Raw genomic sequence first — 16,296 nt, 5'->3', positions numbered from 1 at the left:
AATCTCTTTATTTTTATTAACAGAAAGAAGTTACATTCTGAACTTGTTCTTCCTAGTAATCTAGCATACCACCATCAGTTGCTTCTCCTAATGTATCATTTGAAATTGTCCTTAACGTATACATTCCCTTCCTCTAAAGGAATTTTTTTCTGATCAACCCGTTTCGCTTTTCCCGTTTCAAGATCGGTTTGGAAAGTTGAAAAATACCACATTCCTTCTCCATTATCATAATTCCCAATAAGAAACTTCCCTTTATCTAAAGCTTTAAAACAAGTTCCTGCAATACCAAAATCATCTTCATTAATTTTCACTTCGAGCACTTTCCCTTTATGAATGTAAAAAGCTTTCGCTGTTGAAAAATTAGAAGACTCACGTTGCAGTGCTACGAAAAAATCTGGTGTACCTTTACTTACAAATCCATTTTTTCTAGACGTATTAAATACAAACTCTCCAATTTTCGCCTCTTGCAAATATAATGTCGCGCTTGTAGATTGTAAGGCAAGCTGATATTCACCTTTATATATTTGATCCCCTTCTTGTGCACCAACCCAAGGCTCTTTTTGCGTTTCATGTTGTTCATTATTCGAAAAAACATGCAAAGTATACGCTTCTCCCTCAGTAGAATTCATTGAAACAGTGTAGCGACTTTGCACTTGTGGATTTATTTGTGATCCTTGTATTTTTCTACTCTCTTTTTTATTCCCCTCGGTATCCTCTACCTTCGTCACTACTTTTTCATCTGAACCTTCTTGAGCACATCCACTTAACGCTAAACTTACGACGATACTACCCATCAATAATTTCTTCATCTTGCCCCCCTAAATGAAAAGCTGATTAAAAATAATATTTTTAATCAGCTCTCTCTATTTTCTATGAAATTATTCTTCAATTAAATGAGACATTACATATGCATATACTAACGCTTCTGTATGTGCAATCGAACTTTCATGTGTACGCTCAAATGCATGAGAAGAATCAATACCCGCTCCAATTAATGCATGTTTCACATCAAATCCAGCGTGAATCGCAGCTGATGCATCCGATCCATAGTAAGGATAAATATCTACTTTATATTCAATATTGTTCGTTTTCGCAAGCTCTACTAAATGTTTACGCAGTGCATAATGATACGGACCGCTAGAGTCTTTTGCACAAATAGATACTGTATATTCGTCAGATGCTTGACCATCACCTAACGCTCCCATATCAACCGCTAAATACTCAACCGTTTCTTCTGGAATGTTAGAGTTACCACCGTATCCAATCTCTTCATTATTAGAAATTAAGAAATGCGTTGTATATGGTAATGTTACGTTTTCGTCTTGTAATCTCTTAATTAATTTTAATAAAATCGCAACACTTACTTTGTCATCTAAATGACGTGATTTTATGTATCCACTCTCTGTAATTTGAACGCGCGGATCGAATGAAACGAAGTCTCCTACTTCAATTCCTAATTCACGTACTTCATCAGCTGAAAAGACACGCTCATCAATACGAACCTCAATATTTTTCTCGTCGCGTTTCGCTTCACCTGCATCTTTATATACATGCACAGATGTTTGATGCATTAAAATCGTTCCTGTATAAGTCTTACCGCTTGATGTTTCAATTTCGCAATATTCCCCCTCTACAGAGTTCCAGCGAAATCCGCCAATCATAGAAAGACTTAGACGACCGTCAGGCTTAATTTCTTTCACCATCGCCCCTAACGTATCAACGTGTGCCGTTAATAAACGGTGCTGTGCATCATTTTTCCCTTTTACCGTTAAAATAAGAGCGCCTTTATTGTTACGCTTCGTTTCTACGTTCCACTCACTTACATAGTTTTCAATAAAACGAATGATTTTCTCTGTATTTCCAGACGGACTCGGAATAGAGACAAGCTCCTTAATAAGTTCCATCGTTTCTTTCGTATGATGTGCCATTGTCGTTTCCTCCTCATTTTCTCTACTATTCAGTATACCGAATTTACTATAAATCCTCTACTAATATAGTTTAATTTTCTAAATTATATTAAAATTCACTTTTTAAAAAACATAGCGTTATTCATAAACACTATGCTTTCTATCAAACTATTCTTCTGACACATCTAATAAATAAATGCCTCTTTCAAACCCACCGCGCTCTATTTCTTTTTGCTTTCGTAGACTTTCTACATCTTCAATTGTTGCACCTTCTGCACGCGCTAAAGAGATAATTACTTCCAGTGCATCCGCAAGTGAATCTAGCGCATGTTCACGCTCTTTCATAGAAGCAAATTCACGAATTTCTTCCGTTCCAATTTTCGCTAAAGCTTGTATGTATGCTTGTCCTGTTAATTTTTGTGCTGTATATGTTTTTCCAGACCTTAAAATCTTCTCTGGAACACGATCTCTTACTAACTTGTTATATGCTGACATCATTCAACCTCCCATATTTAATAACATCCGAGCTCTGCTTTATAGAAAAACCATTTTTTCTTCACGCACGCACTAAGCATATCAATTCCTGATCCATGTGCCCTTACGTGCGGAAAGAAATAGTACTCTGATTCTTCTTCCTTACTATATAAAGTTTGGTACTCAGCTGGAATTGCTTCTTTTTTCACATCTTTTTCTTTCGTCACCTCGGCAGAAAACGCAACGCTTGGATGTCCTTCAAAAAACAATGCAGTTCGCACCGCCATAGATGGTGTACTATGTAAAGCATAATATGCTATTACAACCATGCCAATAACACCAATAATTTTCTTCATATATTACTCCTAAAAAAAAAGTGCTAACACAATTATACTAAAATGTGTTAGCACTTTCTCCCCTTTACCTTAAATTAACCGGCAGTAAAACTACCATTAATTCAAATTTCACTTTATTCCCCTTTAAATGCAGGCAAACGTTTTTCTAAAAATGCAGCAATGCCTTCTTTATGATCCGCTGTTTGTCTCATCGCATATTGGCCGCGCTTTTCAAGTTGCAATGTTTGTTCTAAATTAGAACGATTTACTTCACATAAAATTTGCTTCGTTTGAATCATCGCTTTAATCGGCTTTTGTGACCATTCACTAATTTTTTGCTTCACAGCCGTTTGGAAATCCTCACCGATTACTTCATCAATTAAACCGATATCAAGCGCTTCTGTTGCTGATAATTTCTTTCCTTCCCAAATAATTTGCTTCGTCATATTTTCACCGACGCGCTTTTGAAGGAAGAAATGGCCGCCACCATCTGGAATTAAAGCGATTCCAATAAAGTTCATCGCAATAACGGATGATATATCTGCCATCACATAGTCAGCTGTTAACGCAATACTTAACCCAAGACCAGCAGTCGGTCCATGAATCGCACTAATCACAAGCTTAGGCATCGTATATAAAGTTACAACAACTTCAGAAATAGTATTCATAATGCCATCAAACTTGCTTTCATCATTACTTGAAAGCATCGATTTAATATCTCCACCCGCAGAAAAACCACGGCCGTTTCCGCATAACACAACAATGTGTGCAGAACTCTCCGCTACTTCTTTCAGTTTTTGTAATAGCTCTTTTAACGTTGGTTCATCTAATGCATTTAACACCTCTGGGCGATTGACCATAACTGTTGCAACGTGCCCTTCATATTTCACAATGACAGATTCTGTTTTACTTGTTACTTCCATTATATATACCCCTCTTTTCTACATAAAGATTATACTTATATAATTATAGAAAGCAGGTGAAAAATCCTTCTTTTTTCTTAATTTTCTGTCTAATAATCTCGTAATTTGTATATAGCCTCGTATAAAACATACAATTCCGTTAAAAAATATAGCAATTAAAGTCGGTTTATCGATACTTTCCATCTATTTACCATTTATATATAGAAGTGCTGAAATAAAGGAATGAAGAAATGGAGGCACATATGGTTACTAAGTTAAAACAGATGGATAACTACTTCCCGCATTTCCTACTGCTATTCATTGTGTTTCAACCAATTTTAGATCTATTAACATCTTTTTCAATTTATATATTACACATGAGCGCAACCGTCGGAATTGTAGTCCGTTTCGCCTTTATGCTTCTTGCATTAGGTTATCTACTTCTTCATCATAAACAACACGGTGCAAAAAAGTATATTCTCTACTTATGTCTCTTTGGCATCGTACTCGCAATCGGCCTTATAAATAATTTAATGGTCAAATCTCCAGTTTCATTTGGAGAAGAAGTGAAATTTATTTTGAAAAGTGTATATCCAATTGTACTACTGTTTGGATATATTATCGCACTAAAAGAATTAAAAAATAACGAATATGTATTTCATAAAATCATTACGTATTTCTTATATGCAACGTTAATTTTAAGTATTTCAATCATCGCGGCTATGGCAACTGGTACAGATTTCCAAAGCTATCCGAACTCAAAGATTGGTTCAAGAGGATGGTTCTTTGCTGGAAATGATTTAAGTTCCATTTTTGCAATTATGTTCCCAATCGTTGTCTTATACTCTGTTCATAAAACAACTTCTTTCTCAAAAGAAACAACAATTGAGCGTACAATCCCAATTTTCACTCCGTGTGGTAACTGTTGTACATCAATTATTCCCCTCTAGCTTAAAGCTTTTCCTTCTGAAAAAAGGAATTCTCAAAATTCATATACATTTTTATAATATTACGTTCCTAATCTAGAATGTTACTATAATGCTAAGATTAACAAACTTCAATAACCACAAAACATTGTGATATAAAGATGTTGAATACAATAAAAAAACACTCTCATACGAGAGCATTTTCTTATATAGCCTCAGCTTTTACAAACTGTAATTTATCTTTCTGCTCATTACTCGCCATCGTTACTAACGTATTTTCAATATGAGCAGGCACTTGTTCTAGCGTCACACTCGCACCTACTTTATCCGACTGCTCAACAAAGTTTAACAATGCCATCGCTCCTGATACATCCATATAGCGCACATCTTTCATACGTAAAACAACTGGAGACTTTACGTCTTGTAAAGTATGAAAAACACGATCCACTGTTAAAAATGAAAGTGGGCCTTTAATTTTATATGTCGCGTCTTTTTCTTTTACAATAGAAGCTTTACGGTCTTTACATTTCACCATGTATATCATGAACGAAAGAATAATACCGAACGCAACAGCAATCATTAAATCAAACTTCACTGTGACAACCATCGTTACAAGCATAACAATGACATCACCTTTTGGTGCTACATGCATTTTCTTCATGCTTTCCCAATCAAACATGCCAATACCAGTTAAAATTAAAATACCTGATAATACAGCAAGCGGAATGTATTGTACAACTGACCCAAGTCCCATAATGAAAATAAATAATATAACACTATGCATACTCGCTGAAAGCGCCGTTTTACCACCGCTTCTTATATTCACGATAGACCGTACAGTCGCCCCTGCGCCTGCTAATCCACCAAACAATCCGCTCATCATATTACCGATACCTTGTCCGACCAGTTCTTTATTACTTTTATGACGTGTACCCGTCACATTATCCATTACAACCGATGTTAACAACGAGTCAATCGATCCTAATAAAGCAATACTAAGCGCTGGTAAAATAAGTTCTGCGATGCCTGTTCCACTTAAAGATGGAATATGAAGCGTCGGCATTGCTTCTGGAATCGTTCCAATCTTCTCAATCACCTTATTTAATGACAAGTTTCCGATAAACGGTAACTTCACTGTAAGCCCTTCTAACGCAGAAGAAATGAAAGGAAGCATAGCTGTCACACCAACTAATGCAACTAAACTAGACGGAATAGCCTTAATCCATTTTCCAGAAACAATCATTACAATAATCGTTAATACGACGAGTAGAAAACTATTTTGCACATGCTTCATTTCACCTAAAATAATAATTAATGCGATTCCGTTCATAAATCCTGAAACGACAGAATACGGAATATATCGCACGTAAGAACCAAGCTTACATACACCGAATAAAATTTGAAACAGTCCCGCCATCATAAAGGCTATAAAACTCGCCTCTAATCCGTGCGTCGCAATAACCCCTGTTGCGATAACAGTAATCGGCCCAGTTGGCCCAGTAACTTGCCCAGGTGTACCACCAAATAACGCCGCAAATAAACCTGCAAAAATTGCACCATACAATCCAACTAGTGCTCCTTCAGACGTTCCCGTTGCAGCAATACCAAATGCAATGGCAAGTGGCAACGCAACAATTGCGACAGTAAAACCTGCTAAACATTCCTTTGCTATTTTTTGAAACATAAAAAAACCACCTTTGTATAAAGTCCATGTTCCATTGTACACCTAAAAGAATATATTCGTTAGTCCACTTTTTACAGTCTCGTGACGTAAACGTATTCAATTGCAAGCTCACACCGCATCTTTGGAAACCATTGTAACTGTGCTATAATAGATAAATTAAATCTTTTATTATATATTTGGAGGCACTATGCTAACTTTTGAAGAAAAATTATCGATTATTGAATCTTTCCCTGAATTAGAAAGAAAGAACGTATCATTAAAACGCGTGAACTTTCACTTTGAAGAAAGTCGTTTAGATAAAAAGAACGTTGTATATCATTTACATCCAAACGGAAACGGCTTTGTATATGCAAGCTTCATTAAAGGTTATAAAACAGATGATAAAGGCATGATTAACATCCGTGAGTTTTCAGAAGAAGAACTGCGTTCATTAATTGAAAAAGTAATTGAACGTCTATCACAGGAGCCAGAAGAAATTGTTACACCAATGGAACCTGCTGCAGAAGAAGAATGGAAGAACGAAGACGGCCACATCCTAACTCTTATTCAAGAGGATGATATGTGGAACGTGTACGCTGGTGTAAACTTAGACGGTACATTCAACTCTTACCCAGAAGCTGCGGAATACCTTGATGAAGAAGGATTTTCACGTAAATAAAAGTAGAAAATGGGCATCCCAACATGACCATCAAACAATGTTGCGAACCCCATTTCATTCAACAATTTTTATAACAGTAAAAACCCCTCAAGCATTCATATGCTTGAGGGGTTTTCAATTAAAAGGTAGAACAGCTAAAATTCCTTATATTAAGAACAAAGTGGAATTATTCCTAGATCAATTAATAGAGCTGCAGCAGCCGCTGGAATTGGTACAGGAATCTGGATACCTTCTACAAATAAGAAATATTGACCACTTACTATTTTAAAACAAACTAATTGTATGGCTATTCCTCCCTTCTGTTAGATTAATACGTTGTATTAATTAATCTTATTATAGATATAATTAAATTGTTTGTTTTTTAAAAGTTACTATGTTACCATCTCTTCAATATCTTCACCTTTCTTTTTGACTATATAAACTCCTTCCTCACACTGTTTCTATTAATTTACATAAAATGATCTAGAGGAGGATTAAAAATGAATACAACTGCTAGATTAGTAAATTGGAAAGAACATGGAGATATGATTATTTTGGAATGTGAATCAAATGGAAAATGCTTCGAGATATCAACGTATAAACAAAGAATATATAATGCCCACCTTTTGTCAGATGACGTATATGTTCGTTTAGATTCATCTGATAATATAATTGGAATAGATATCTATAAGAAGTAAGAAAAGCCCTCTATTTTTTGTAGGTGGGCTTTATCTTTATTACAAAACACCAAAGTATACTCTCTTTTTCTCATGAAGTTTATGTAATTATACATATTCACAAAAAATAAACTAAATGAATATTACATGTAGTAAAATATAACTTGTGGACACGTTCTATAAAGCAGATTCTTTTAAAAGGCGTAACATATCAATCATTATAGGGGATGTGGCGTTACTCCGATACTGATCTCAGATCTCTTATATTTTGTGAACTAACAATCTAGTGTATATAGACGATTCTGTTTTATAGTATGTGTTTACACTTATAACAAAGGGGTAATACGGATAGATTCGTATGAAATGAAAATGGTTCAAGTCGGAGAGAGGCACCTTAGGGTGTCTTTTCTTTTATACATTACATCCCTTTTGTTCTTTCACCTTACTTCAAATACACGAATCACTCTTCATTAAGAAAAAACGAGAATTAAGTGAAGATCAATTGACCTTCACTTAATTCTCCACCTCTACAAAAGAACAAAGATATTGCTTCGTCTATTTAAAAACAGGCGAAAATCACATAGGTATAGTGCATCCCACACTTTCTATTTTTTCGCACCTTTCAACGACTCTCTCAGCACAAACTTCTGTAATTTCCCACTCGCATTACGAGGAAGTTCATCCACAAATAAATAGTGACGTGGACGTTTATAATCTGCTAATTCATCACTTTCTTTACAATATATTTCTAAATCATTTTCTGTAATCGCTTCATCTTTCTTTACAACAACAGCCACAACACGTTCTCCCCATAATTCATCTGGCTCACCAAGCACCGCAACATCTAATACACCAGGATGACTATGTAGAAAATCTTCAATCTCACGTGGATAAATATTAACACCTCCGCTAATTACCATATCATCCACACGATCTGCGACGAATAAATAGCCATCTTTATCGAAATAACCTAAATCACCAGAGTGATACCATCCTTTATACATCGATTTTGCATTTGCTTCTTCTCGGTTATGATAACCAGCCATCATAGTTGGGCCGCGTAAAATAATCTCCCCTACTTCATAAGGAGGTAATACCTCATCTGGTTCTGCTGGTGCATCATCATTTGGTTTTACAATGCGGATTTCATGACTAAAGCACGGTGTTCCTGCTGAACCTGCTTTCGTAATTTGATCTTCTTCTACAAGAAACGCAACAACTGGTCCCATTTCTGTCATTCCGTATATTTGTACGAGATCAATATAAAGACGTTCTTTACATTCCTTCACTAATGCTGGAGCCATTGCCGCTCCTCCATATATACCAATCTTCATCGATGTTAAATCGTACTGCGTTAAATCTTTTTGCAGTAACATATTCCACATCGTCGGTGCTGCAAAAAATGTCGTAATCTTCTCTTCTTGAATCGTATGTAATACTCTATCCGTATCAAAGTGATGTAAAATAACATTCTTTCCACCAACTTGAATACGCGGAATGATTCCAGCATTTAACTCGCCGCAATGATATAAAGGTGCTACTACAAGTCCGGCACTATCTCTATTATATTTTAAGAAATACGTACAAATCATACTATGCTCAGTCATTTCACGATGACGATGCAATACGCCTTTCGGATGACCTGTCGTACCGCTCGTATACAGCATAGAACAATAATCCATTTCATCAATTTCGATATCTACTTTGTCAGAAGATGCCGCATTCACTTTTTCATGGTAAGAACTAGCATAGGAAGGTGTATCGTCTTCTACGTACCAAAAAGACGAATTTGGAAAATCTCGTTCAATGATAGCAACAGTTGATTCAACCGCTTTTTCAAAGACTACTACTTTCGAGGCTGCATCTTGAAGGATATACGATAATTCTTTTGCTTTTAAACGGAAGTTAATCGGGTTAAAGATCGCCCCAATTTTCGCACAAGCTAAGTAAACGTTTACAAATTCACGGCAATTATATAAGTAAACAGATACAGTATCTCCCTTTCTTACCCCTTCTTTCAATAGAGCTTGCGCCGTTTTATTTATTTGCTTATCCCACTGTTTATATGTCCAGCGAATATTTTTTTCCGGCTCTACTAACGCCTCTTTATTCGGATACTTACCAACAGCTAAATCAAATATTCTCCCTATCGTCATGTACATGCCAACAATTTCCCCCTTTTCTCTTTCATAAATCTATCATTTCGTCTATAAGTAGACATTGTCCTCTAATGATTTGACTAATTTTTCTGATTATTATCGACATAGTTTTACAATCAGTGCCGCTTGGCGGTAAGTGAAATTATATCGGCGGTTTTCCGAATATATCGAACACAACTTGAAATATATCAGCGATTTTTAAAATATATAGACCGCAACTCAATTTATATCAGCGATTTTTCGAATATATCAACTTATCGACAAAAACTGACAAAATAAAAAAGAGGCTGTTCCAAATGGAACAACCTCTTTCTTCTTATACAAATAGCTCTTCTAAAATTTTCAGTTTGTCTTCTGTATATTTTACGAAGCCATCGTTATATGATTTTGGATCTTTCGGATTTGCGAAGTGCGTAATTGCACCTGTCTTCGGATGAACAAATTTACTTGATGCACCACAACCAAGTCCGATAATCGATTGAACTTCTTCCATAATAACAATGTTATAAATACTTTCTTGCGTCGGCATTGCATAACCAACGTTCTCTAAGTTACCTAAAATATTCTTTTGACGATATAGGTAATATGGTACGTAATTATGCTTTTGCGTCCACTCTTCTGCTTCGTGCATCATCGCTGTAATTTCTTCGCGACCTGCTACTTTATATTTACGTTTGTTTTGCGTCATTTCAGAAGCACGTTTGAATGATAACGTATGAACTGTTAACGATTCTGGCATTAACTTTTCTGTCTCATCTAGCGTATGCTTAAAGATATCTAACCCTTCACCAGGAAGACCAATAATTAAATCCATATTAATATTGTTCATTCCCATTTCACGAGCTAAGTGATACTTCTCAATTGTTTCTTCTACAGTATGATGACGCCCAATTGCTTTTAATGTCTCTTGATGGTATGACTGCGGATTAATACTAATACGGTCAATGTTCCATTTATTTAACACTTCTAGTTTTGCTGGCGTAATTGTATCTGGGCGACCTGCCTCAACTGTTACTTCACGCACATTTTTCACATCTGGGAACGCTTCATACATTTCTTCATACAGCATATCCATCTCTTCTGCTGTAATACTTGTCGGTGTACCGCCGCCGTAATAAATCGTCGTAACTGTTACACCTTTTTCTTTTAAAAACTTACCAATTTCACGAACTTCATAATGTAAACCACCTAAGAATGAATCAACAGAGCCTTGGCGTCCGTTAATTGCATACGCCGGGAATGTACAATATGCACATTTTGTTGGGCAGAATGGAATACCGATATAAATACTTACTTCCTCTTTCAAACGGTATAAATCCGGAACTACCGCTAATTGGCAATCAACAATACGCTGAAGAAGTTCAATTTTCTCTTCATGAATTAAATAGCTTTCACGAAGTTCTTGGTGTGCTTCTTCTTTTGACATACCACTTTGAAGCATTTTATGAAGAAGTTTCGTCGGACGAACTCCTGTTAAAATGCCCCAGCTTTGTTCAAGACCAGTTAACTGCTGAAGAACAGAAAGATATACATAAGAAACAACGTGCTTCACTTGCTTCATACGCTCTTTTTCATCTGTGAAAGCAGATAAATCTTTTGCGAAAGTTTCTTCATACACATTTCCAGTAGCAACATCTGTTAAACGAGCAGATGCTTTCACATTCTCTTCAATGTGTATATCAACAATAAGATTTGCTTCCTCTTGTTCAAATCCAATCGTACTATCTTCAAAAAATAAGCCGCCAATATTTTGCAGCGGACGTAAAAAACGATCATCTTGTAGCGTTTTAATTGAAATTAACAACATTATCACCTTTTCATTTGCAAACTCTCTTTAGTTTACTTGAAGGGCGTTTGCAGGTCAATACAGAAGGTTTTACCTTATTTCTTCTATTTAAAAACTTAAAGGCAGAAGAGATGACATTTCTCTTCTGCCTTTTATAAATCTATTAGCTATTTTTAGTCATAAATCTTAAACGCATTCCTAATAACACAAGAATTACACCTATAAATGGAAGGTAATTTGTATTATGCCCTGTAGCTGGAAGTTTTTGATCATTGGAACTGCCTTGCTCTTTTTCTGGTAAGTTAGGCTTTCCTACTTCTTCACCCGGCTTCTCTGTTTCTTCACCTGGCTTTTCTGTCTCTTCACCTGGTTTCTCTGTTTCTTCGCCTGGTTTTTCTGTTTCTTCACCTGGTTTCTCTGTTTCTTCACCTGGTGTTCCTGTTTCTTCACCTGGTGTTCCTGTCTCTTCACCTGGTTTTTCTGTTTCTCCACCTGGTTTTTCTGTTTCTCCACCTGGTTTTTCTGTTTCTTCACCTGGCTTTTCTGTTTCTCCACCTGGCTTTTCTGTTTCTTCACCTGGCTTTTCTGTTTCTCCACCTGGCTTCTCTGTTTCTTCACCTGGTTTTTCTGTCTCTTCACCTGGTTTCTCTGTTTCTTCGCCTGGTTTTTCTGTTTCTTCACCTGGTTTCTCTGTTTCTTCACCTGGTTTCTCTGTTTCTTCACCTGGTTTTTCTGTTTCTTCGCCTGGTTTTTCTGTTTCTTCACCTGGTTTCTCTGTTTCTTCACCTGGTTTTTCTGTTTCTTCGCCTGGTTTTTCTGTTTCTTCGCCTGGTTTTTCTGTTTCTTCACCTGGTTTCTCTGTTTCTTCACCTGGTTTCTCTGTTTCTTCACCTGGTTTCTCTGTTTCTTCACCTGGTTTCTCTGTCTCTTCACCTGGCTTTTCTGTTTCTTCACCTGGTTTTTCTGTCTCTTCACCTGGTTTTTCTGTTTCTCCACCTGGATTCTCTGGACCTTTGCTTGTTTCTTTTTCATTTGTAATTTGAAGTTTTACTACTTCAATTTTTTGATTAGAAATCGTAAATTCAATTTCCTTATCAGATAACTCATAACCTTCTGGTGCCTGAACTTCTTTTAAAATATAATCTCCTGGCTCTAGTTCTTTCGAAGTTGCTTTACCATTTTCATCTGTTGTTAATGTGTCTATTTTTGTTCCATCTTTCCAAATTTCAAACACTGCGCCAGCTAATGTTTTACCTGTATCATTAGCATCTACTTTTATAATTTCTAATTGACCTGTAATTTCTTCTTTCACTTTTTCATTCATAACTTCTTGTTTTACTACTTCATTTGCTACTACGTTTACTTCGACTGTTACTTCTATTGCTTTATAACCTTCCGGCGCTTTCGTTTCTTCTAACGTATATTTCCCTGGTACTAAGTTTTCGAATTGTACTACACCGTCTTTATTCGTTGTTTTCGCTTCTCCAACTACTTGACCAGTTTCGTTCTTCAGTCTAAATTCTGCGTCTTCTAGAACTTTTCCACTCTCTGCATCCTTTTTGATTACTTGTAAGCTTCCTAGTTCTTTTGCGTTTTCTACTTGTACTTGTACTACTTTGTTTGCTTCCACAACGACTTCAATTTCTTCTTTTAATAATGTATACCCTTGTGGTGCTTTCGTTTCTTTTAATGTGTATGTTCCTGACTCTAATTTCTGAGAGATTACTTTACCAGTTTTATCTGTTCGTAACGTCTCTACTTTTTTACCATCTTTGTACACTTCAAATTCTGCGTCTGATAATACTTTCGCTTTATCTTCTGCATCCACTTTTACGATTTCAAATTGACCTGTAGCTTTTTCAACAATTTTTTTATTCAACACATCTACAGTCACTGTTTTATTAGCAGCTACATCAACATGAACTAAACTAGATGATAGTTCGTAACCTTTTGGTGCTTCAACTTCTTGTAATGTATATGTTCCAACTGGAAGTTGTTTTGATAAAGCTTCACCTTTACCATCTGTAATAATTGTTTCGACAACGTTCCCATCTTTATCTATAACATCAAATTTTGCACCTGGTAAAAGTTGACCAGATTCACTATCTTTTTTCAATAATTTAAATTGACCATTTTCTACTTTTTTCGTATTCTTCATAACAAATTCAATTATGTTTGTATTATCAATTGTTACTTTTACTGGTGTATCAACTTTTATATATCCCTCTGGTGCACTAATTTCTTTTACAAAATAATCACCAAATGGTAAATCTTTAACTTCCGCAATACCCTTTTCGTTTGTTGTAACAGTAGCCACAACATGATTGCCTTTGTCTATAACATCAAATTTTGCGTCTTTTAAAACAATGTTTTCATCGTTTTCATCAACTTTTTTAATTTGTAAATTTCCTTTTTCAGCTGCCGGCTTTTTCCACTTTGGCCAGTTAAATTTAAAATTATGAACCTCAAATCCATCTCTTTGGTGTAATCCACCAACATAGGCTTGTCCGTTAATAGATCCACCCTTTGTATCTACAACTGCATTAGGTGCAAATACACTTCCTACTACACCATATCCTTTAGTTGTTATCTTTTTAGCATTTGGAAACACCCAAATGACTTTACTAGCTAACTCAGTAAAAAAGGAATTAGGGTCATATGCTTGAGATGTATTAACTAATGTGAACTCGCCCTTATCTGTCGTATCATACAGGATTGCACCGCCACCAAAGTTAACTTCTTCTGCATCTGAATGAATAACAATAAAATCTTTGTTACTTACATTTGGAAGATAAACATCCTTTACATTGAATGGTTCTTGCCCTTCTAATCCTGAAGAGACATAAATATTAGGATTATTTACATCTTCACCGATTCCAAAGGTCATACCCGATTTTGGTTTATCAGTATGTAATTGGCCCGCATCCTCAATTACGCTATCAACGTCTTTTCTAAATTCTTTAAATTTAGCATCAATCTCCGCTTGCTCTTTATAAGAGATACGGTCATATGATGATTTCATTGCACCTTCTGGGTCACCATCTTTTGTCATCGCCACTGTTCCATCTTGAATAATTACTTGTCCTGTTCCCGCTTTCGTAAATTGACCACCTAGTAATAATGCTGGATATCCTTCCTCTACCCATGTTGCTCCAGCTAAGTTATGTGCTCCTGTTGCAGCCGCTAAGACTGTATAACTTGATGCGTTCATATTTTTTTGAATAGCCATCGCACCCTCAATATCCGCACTCGTTGCACTATGATCTCCAAAAATGATTGCATTGTAATAAGATACATCACCTAAACCTTTTAATTCTGGTGTAGCTGCCTCTGCTTTATATGGTAAATGGATTAGAAAATTCATACATACTAGTAACATAACTATAAAACTACTACTTAATTTTTTTATTTTTTGATTAAATGATTTCCTCAAAAAATTCATTCCCCCTTTTATGATTCCTAAATTTATGAAAAGAAGCTCATTTCATATGTACCAAGCCTTACTCACATTAACTTAAAATAATCCATTTAAATAAAACAAAGACACTCTACAACTAATTAGTAAAATTACTACAATTCATTTTTGAAATACTACGTGAACGAAACTATCATGCGGAAATATTTTTACGTATAGGAGCTCAATAAAATTAACCTGAAGAATATTTCATGTGGTGTAACTATTTTGGCAACATCACCCACTTTACAACAGTTTTCTAAATGATTCAAGTTAATTGTATGAATTTCAGACACAATTTATCCGGTAAAACGTTTTCATTTTTCGAATAAAACTAATAAAAAACGTAGCTGAAAAGCTACGTTTTTCTTTCATCGTTTCGGTGTATTTTTATGATTCTTCAAAAACGGAAGCGGGAATTGCTTGCGGAAATGTTCTTTAATCATATACTCTACACCGTTCTCACTATTTGAACGTGTAATCCAGTCTGCTGCTTGTTTTAACTCTACAGGTGCATTCCCCATCGCTACCCCGAGCCCTACATTTTCAATTACTTCTAGATCTTCTAAACTATCCCCAATCGCAACCATTTCGTTTAGCGAAATATTTAAATGCTCTCCAAGCAATTGTAATCCACGTAATTTTGATACATTTTGCGGCAAAATTTCTATTCGTTTTGAATCACAATCAATATACTCTATATCTTGGAATGCTTTTCGTAATGTATTTAGCCCTCGTTCTTTTTCACCTTTACTTTGGAAAATCACATCAATTTTCGGAGCAGCTACTGGATGATCACGAAGCGCATCACCTAACGAGTCTACAAATTGAACTGGATAAAATAACGGATCTGCGCTTGATAATACAGTACGCGCAATTAAGTTTGGTGTATTTCTCTCACGATTTCCGATTGAAAACCGTTCATGAGAAATGCGGACGTTACAATCAAAGTGCTCTAACACTTGCACAATGTTAAACGTCTTCTCTTCAGATAATCTTTTTTGAACGTACGGCTTATCTAACGTTGCTGAAACGAAAGCACCACCGTGTGTCACTAATATAGAATCTAATTTTAACGCCTTTGCTACTTTATGAGCAGACTGAAAATTGCGGCTCGTAAATAATGTAACGTATACGTCTTTTCTTTTCACAAATTCAATTGTTTCTCTTAATCCTTTTGCAATTTTTCCGTTGTTGTATAGTAGTGTCCCATCTATGTTAAGAGCTAGTAAGCGATAAATCATGTCGCACTCCCCCTCTTCGCTGTTGTACTCTATCCATAATTTATGAAATAAATGTAGCAAATAGAACGAGTTAGAATTACTACTGAAAATTTGGTTTACTATATACATATA

Annotated in this window: 12 protein-coding genes and 1 pseudogene; 3 read left to right on the top strand and 10 right to left on the bottom strand. The window is 35.6% G+C overall.

The features are described 5' to 3' along the window. Positions 1 to 95: 95 nt before the first annotated feature. The 5 genes from ABH961_RS23520 to ABH961_RS23500 form a co-directional block, all read right to left on the bottom strand. Positions 96 to 809: a hypothetical protein gene (locus tag ABH961_RS23520; RefSeq protein ID WP_048545607.1), complete on the bottom strand. Its 714-nt coding sequence runs from the start codon at positions 807 to 809 to the stop codon at positions 96 to 98. A 69-nt stretch (positions 810 to 878) separates the two neighbouring features. Beyond that, positions 879 to 1,928: a M42 family metallopeptidase gene (locus ABH961_RS23515; RefSeq protein ID WP_048545609.1), complete on the bottom strand. Its 1,050-nt coding sequence runs from the start codon at positions 1,926 to 1,928 to the stop codon at positions 879 to 881. A 147-nt stretch (positions 1,929 to 2,075) separates the two neighbouring features. After that, the gene (locus tag ABH961_RS23510; RefSeq protein WP_048545611.1) at positions 2,076 to 2,402 is read right to left on the bottom strand and encodes a nucleoside triphosphate pyrophosphohydrolase; all 327 of its coding nucleotides are present in this window, start codon (positions 2,400 to 2,402) and stop codon (positions 2,076 to 2,078) included. A gap of 17 nt (positions 2,403 to 2,419) precedes the next feature. Continuing rightward, entirely contained in the window at positions 2,420 to 2,737 is a 318-nt protein-coding gene (locus tag ABH961_RS23505) for a hypothetical protein (RefSeq protein ID WP_048545615.1), read from the bottom strand. A 113-nt stretch (positions 2,738 to 2,850) separates the two neighbouring features. After that, on the bottom strand, positions 2,851 to 3,639 hold the full coding sequence (locus tag ABH961_RS23500; RefSeq protein WP_000454176.1) for an enoyl-CoA hydratase: 789 nt from the start codon (positions 3,637 to 3,639) through the stop codon (positions 2,851 to 2,853). Positions 3,640 to 3,881: 242 nt separating this feature from the next. Here ABH961_RS23500 and ABH961_RS23495 point away from each other — a divergent pair. Next, positions 3,882 to 4,493 (top strand): annotated as a pseudogene (locus ABH961_RS23495) (O-antigen ligase family protein); the annotation flags it as partial. Positions 4,494 to 4,749: 256 nt separating this feature from the next. Here the strand turns inward: ABH961_RS23495 and ABH961_RS23490 are convergent. Continuing rightward, positions 4,750 to 6,228 carry a SulP family inorganic anion transporter gene (locus tag ABH961_RS23490; RefSeq protein WP_048545617.1) on the bottom strand — a complete coding sequence of 493 codons (1,479 nt, stop codon included), beginning with the start codon at positions 6,226 to 6,228 and terminating at the stop codon, positions 4,750 to 4,752. 187 nt (positions 6,229 to 6,415) lie between these two features. On the opposite strand from ABH961_RS23490, the gene ABH961_RS23485 reads away from it, so the two are divergent. Together ABH961_RS23485 and ABH961_RS23480 are read left to right on the top strand one after the other, a co-directional pair. Next, positions 6,416 to 6,886: a hypothetical protein gene (locus ABH961_RS23485; protein ID WP_048545619.1), complete on the top strand. Its 471-nt coding sequence runs from the start codon at positions 6,416 to 6,418 to the stop codon at positions 6,884 to 6,886. A 479-nt stretch (positions 6,887 to 7,365) separates the two neighbouring features. Next, the gene (locus ABH961_RS23480) at positions 7,366 to 7,563 is read left to right on the top strand and encodes a hypothetical protein (protein WP_048545620.1); all 198 of its coding nucleotides are present in this window, start codon (positions 7,366 to 7,368) and stop codon (positions 7,561 to 7,563) included. Between the two features lie 584 nt (positions 7,564 to 8,147). On the opposite strand, the gene ABH961_RS23475 is transcribed toward ABH961_RS23480, so the two are convergent. From ABH961_RS23475 to ABH961_RS23460, 4 genes are all read right to left on the bottom strand, one after another. After that, entirely contained in the window at positions 8,148 to 9,704 is a 1,557-nt protein-coding gene (locus ABH961_RS23475) for a fatty acid--CoA ligase (RefSeq protein ID WP_404520134.1), read from the bottom strand. A gap of 313 nt (positions 9,705 to 10,017) precedes the next feature. Further along, positions 10,018 to 11,508 (bottom strand): coproporphyrinogen III oxidase, encoded by a 1,491-nt coding sequence (locus tag ABH961_RS23470; RefSeq protein WP_002007015.1) that lies wholly within the window; start codon positions 11,506 to 11,508, stop codon positions 10,018 to 10,020. Between the two features lie 142 nt (positions 11,509 to 11,650). Beyond that, on the bottom strand, positions 11,651 to 14,920 hold the full coding sequence (locus ABH961_RS23465; protein WP_404520132.1) for a SpaA isopeptide-forming pilin-related protein: 3,270 nt from the start codon (positions 14,918 to 14,920) through the stop codon (positions 11,651 to 11,653). Between the two features lie 392 nt (positions 14,921 to 15,312). Continuing rightward, positions 15,313 to 16,185 carry a Cof-type HAD-IIB family hydrolase gene (locus ABH961_RS23460; protein WP_404520130.1) on the bottom strand — a complete coding sequence of 291 codons (873 nt, stop codon included), beginning with the start codon at positions 16,183 to 16,185 and terminating at the stop codon, positions 15,313 to 15,315. Between the last annotated feature and the right edge of the window lie 111 nt (positions 16,186 to 16,296).

The organism is Bacillus sp. RC251 (genome assembly GCF_044908765.1).
Classification (GTDB): Bacteria; Bacillota; Bacilli; order Bacillales; family Bacillaceae_G; genus Bacillus_A; species Bacillus_A wiedmannii.
The sequence above is the reverse complement of the archived record's forward strand: the minus strand, read 5'-3'. Positions and strand labels throughout refer to the sequence as shown.